The sequence below is a fragment of the Bacillus cereus group sp. N8 genome (assembly GCF_016483685.1).
Lineage (GTDB): Bacteria > Bacillota > Bacilli > Bacillales > Bacillaceae_G > Bacillus_A > Bacillus_A proteolyticus.
This window is the reverse complement of sequence record NZ_JAEHBK010000088.1, coordinates 1-3,672: the sequence shown is the minus strand read 5'-3', so window position 1 is coordinate 3,672 and position 3,672 is coordinate 1. Positions and strand designations below refer to the sequence as shown.

Genomic DNA, 3,672 nt, shown 5'->3' with positions numbered 1-3,672 from the left:
CCTAAAAATCCTCCAGGCATCCAATTAAAATTAATATGATACAAAATAACACCTAGTATAGCTAGGCCCCTTAGACTATCTAATCCAACCATATAACGACTATTTTTATTAAAAGTTTTAGTCACCTACAACCACATCCATTCCTTGGAAATTAGGTAAACAATAGCGTTATACAATGCTATTAATTTCCTAAAATCGTATAAGCTAAACTATAAAAAAACACCATTTGGGAAGGCTCTTTTATTATAATTACATACACAGTAACTAATACTTTATCAGGTTATCTGTTTCTGTTGTGAAAATTTTTAAACTAGGTGTTTTTGCTTATTCCCCCAAAAAAGAGACATGTGCTAAATTAATTAAAAAGTACACTTTTGATACGTTTTTACAGACGTATCAAGGACTTACATTGTGAGTATGATCTATAACGAATATGTAAAAGCTTTCCTATAAAGAAACGTTATAAAAAAAGGTCTACTCATTACGAGCAGGCTCTCTACTGTCCTAACCCAGCCTACTTTATTTAAAGCTTCGGCTGCTTCTGTAAACGTTGGTGCATAAGTAGAAAATAATAAAAATAATGATACTATAAGTCCTATGATTCTCTTCATACTCGCATCTCCTTATCACTCCATTAAAAACCTTTTAATTATATTTTGATACTATCTAAATATAAACAGATATGCATAATTACATATTTCTCTTATTGATAGAATGTACAGTTCTGGTGTAAAAAAGTATCAAGAATTCCTCAACGGAATCACCTGTTAAACAGTTAATCCAAACAGCCAGTTGATAAAAATATTCTGATTTTGGACAGACTGGTCCTGCAAATCAATTTGTTCTTTTTTGGGCATATGCATGGCATCAATACCACTCAATATAGAAGCTGATGTTTTGTATGATTTAAATCCCAAAATAGAGCGTATACGTTTTTTAATAAAACGATGATCTTGTCCTACTATGTTATTTAAATATTTTATCCTTCGGGTTTTGGTGCCCATTGATATCCTTTTTTCTTCCTTCAACTGTTCGATAGCAATTGGATAAGCAGGACTCTTATCGACTGTTATAACACGAGGCTTTGAAACATGAAAAGACTACAAAGCTTTCTTAAAAAAGCGCTTTGCAGCCTTATGATTTCTAGATTTACTCAAATAAAAGTCTATTGCGTTTCCTTTAGAATCAACGGCACGATATAAATACATTCATTGTCCTTTTATTTTTATGTATATTTCTCATGCTATCAGTAAAATGATATGTGTCGTCAAGAACGAGACGCTAAAAAACCTGAACACGAGCCTATACGGTCTGTCGTGAGAGTGGTGATGACACACCGCAACCTTGTACGTCAGCGATACCAGAAATGGACTTCGCCTTTGGTAGCAAGAACACCAATGATGTTAGTCAGCTTGCCCCTTTAGGGGTGGGAGCGTCAACTAAAGCATCATATAGAACCAAGTTTATCTTATCTAGACTATAATAGCTTAGTCGCTCACAACAAGAGAGGGTAGCATTTAGATTTTGCTTATTTATTTTACCACTTGAACAGATACTGGTTTCCACCCCTGATTCTCTACCCAATCAATATCAACCTTATATTTTTTATTACTTTGCTTATCTCGTACATTACCGTAGGCTTTATTATTACCATTATTCCCAATAAAATCAAAAATCAATTGATTCTCTGGAACATCAACAGCATAAGAAATTGCTTTTTTCATCTCATTCCAATCTACTGTTCCTTCTTTAAATTGCATTGCAGGTTTTGCTCCTTGCTCTGTACCAATTGCCTTCCAAGAAGAATTAGTTTGAGAACCCTTTTCTTGAGATATCGTTTTTTCTCCCTCTTTATTTTCATTTTCTTTCGTTTTTACAAGTTCTTCTACTTTTTGTTTCTCTTCTAAATGTGCTGTTTCTTTATCTTCGTTTTTCTTTTCTTCTATCTTTGCTGCTTCTTTATCTTCGTTTTTCTTTTCTTCTATCTTTGCTGCTTCTTTATCTTTGTTTTTCTTTTCTTCTACCTTTATTGCTTCTTTATCTTTGTTTTTCTTTTCTTCTACCTTTACTGCTTCTTTATCTTCGTTCTTCTTCTCTTCTATCTTTGTTGCTTTCTTTTCTTGAGCAATTGCTTTCTTTGATGTATCAGAAGTGAAAAACAACTGATACGTCACTATGCCAACTGTTACTAATACCACACTAAATGCGATATTAAATATCCCCTTATGACGACGATTTTGTTGTTTTGCTTGAAACCTGCTTCCTTGTTCCATTTTTCAAACCTCCGTGTTTATTTTCGCTACTAATCTGTACGTATTGTTCCAAAGAATCTTAATATTTTTATTAAATAATGAAAATATTAAGGTTTGTGCGTTTTCAAGTATCTGATATATGTTATTCAAAAATAGTTTAATAAATTAAAGATTAATAAGTTTCTGTACTTAAGTATACTTATTAACAAATAAGCCTCTTCTTCACCGATTTATAATTTTTAAAATCAACTGTCCTCTTTAGTTGGCGCTTTCTAATGGAAATGCCGTGAAACCAAAAAAGATTTCACCTTCTTTTCAGAATAACTTTCGTCACTAGGGAATTCTATTATTCCTAATCTAACCTTTAATTCGCTTTCATTACAAAACGAATCTTTATGAAGTCCCCTTATCTTTTAAAGCGCTTTTATTTTTTTCAATATAAAGCAATATTTCTTTGTTTATGACCTTCTTAAAAGCTTCTTCTCTACTATAAAAGTCATTTAAACTATACAATCCATATCATTTAATATGTTACTTTTCTATTAATTCCACCTCATTTTCCATACGATACTATTACTTCTGAATATTACATTTACTACGAATACACATTCCGGCTTACTTGAATTATAAATTGCGCTTATCTATAATACATTTTATTATTAATAACTTCAATACTACATATGTAGTATTGAATGGATGCAAAAAAACATGGAAATTTAATTCAAGCCCTATCAAAATGAAAATAAAAAACATCTGTGATATACACAAAGTGCTTTTCTCTTGTCAATTTATCTATTTTCTTTTTATACCTCAACTCCTTCGAATCGTACTTTTCTAGGGTTTGCTGCAATTCATTTTGTTCATATGGAATATGTTTATCTGTCTGTACATCTTCAACATTTTCTCCACCTGCTAATAATCTCCTGTACTTAAATGCGTGCCCTGTTAATAATGGTGTAATCATTTTGTATGGCCCTCCTTTTGTTTGATTACTTGTATCATAAAACAAGTATCTGAGGTTGATATGTAGTCTACTTTACTGAGAAAACTAACAAATAAAAAAGGAAACCTGCATGTTCGTTATAGTGATTTTTAAGTTATATATATTTATATAACTTTATTAATATGCAATATTACATATTAGGATTTTCCTGTATCTTCATGATATTGATGTATTTATAATACTTATATCTTCATATTTAGAAAGGAATAAAAAATGAAAAAAATCACATCAACACTATGTATAGCTGGAATGACTTTAACTATTTTAGGAGTAACTCCTCAAAGTAGTTATGCTCATCTCGATCAAATTGATTTAACTGAGAATGATCCTATTACCGCTCGATGGTCTGCAGAAGCTCCGTATCATTCTGATAAAAGTACACATTTATGGATTGCAAAACAAGCTATTGAAATTATG

General features: G+C 31.3%; 2 protein-coding genes and 4 pseudogenes. 1 reads left to right on the top strand and 5 read right to left on the bottom strand.

Going from position 1 to position 3,672, the window contains the following annotated elements; all coding sequences use genetic code 11:
- Positions 1–422 precede the first annotated feature (422 nt).
- The 5 genes and pseudogenes from JDS80_RS30365 to JDS80_RS31830 all read right to left on the bottom strand — a co-directional run.
- A complete protein-coding gene (locus JDS80_RS30365) occupies positions 423–611 on the bottom strand; it encodes a hypothetical protein (RefSeq protein WP_199640781.1) in 189 nt (62 codons plus the stop codon).
- A 156-nt stretch (positions 612–767) separates the two neighbouring features.
- A pseudogene (locus JDS80_RS30360) lies at positions 768–1,238 on the bottom strand (IS6 family transposase); the annotation flags it as partial.
- 294 nt (positions 1,239–1,532) lie between these two features.
- Positions 1,533–2,273, bottom strand: coding sequence for a YrrS family protein (locus JDS80_RS30355; protein ID WP_199640780.1), 741 nt, complete (start codon positions 2,271–2,273; stop codon positions 1,533–1,535).
- Between the two features lie 260 nt (positions 2,274–2,533).
- Positions 2,534–2,765: pseudogene (locus JDS80_RS30350) on the bottom strand (sodium:proton symporter); the annotation flags it as partial.
- A gap of 301 nt (positions 2,766–3,066) precedes the next feature.
- Positions 3,067–3,216: pseudogene (locus JDS80_RS31830) on the bottom strand (histidine kinase); the annotation flags it as partial.
- 252 nt (positions 3,217–3,468) lie between these two features.
- Between JDS80_RS31830 and JDS80_RS30340 the strand changes: the two are divergent.
- Positions 3,469–3,672, top strand: a pseudogene (locus JDS80_RS30340) (zinc dependent phospholipase C family protein); the annotation flags it as partial.

Coding starts and splice junctions, on each gene's coding strand:
- JDS80_RS30365 (WP_199640781.1), bottom strand. CDS start 611: ATGAAGAGAATCATAGGACTTATAGTATCATTATTTTTATTATTTTCT.
- JDS80_RS30355 (WP_199640780.1), bottom strand. CDS start 2,273: ATGGAACAAGGAAGCAGGTTTCAAGCAAAACAACAAAATCGTCGTCAT.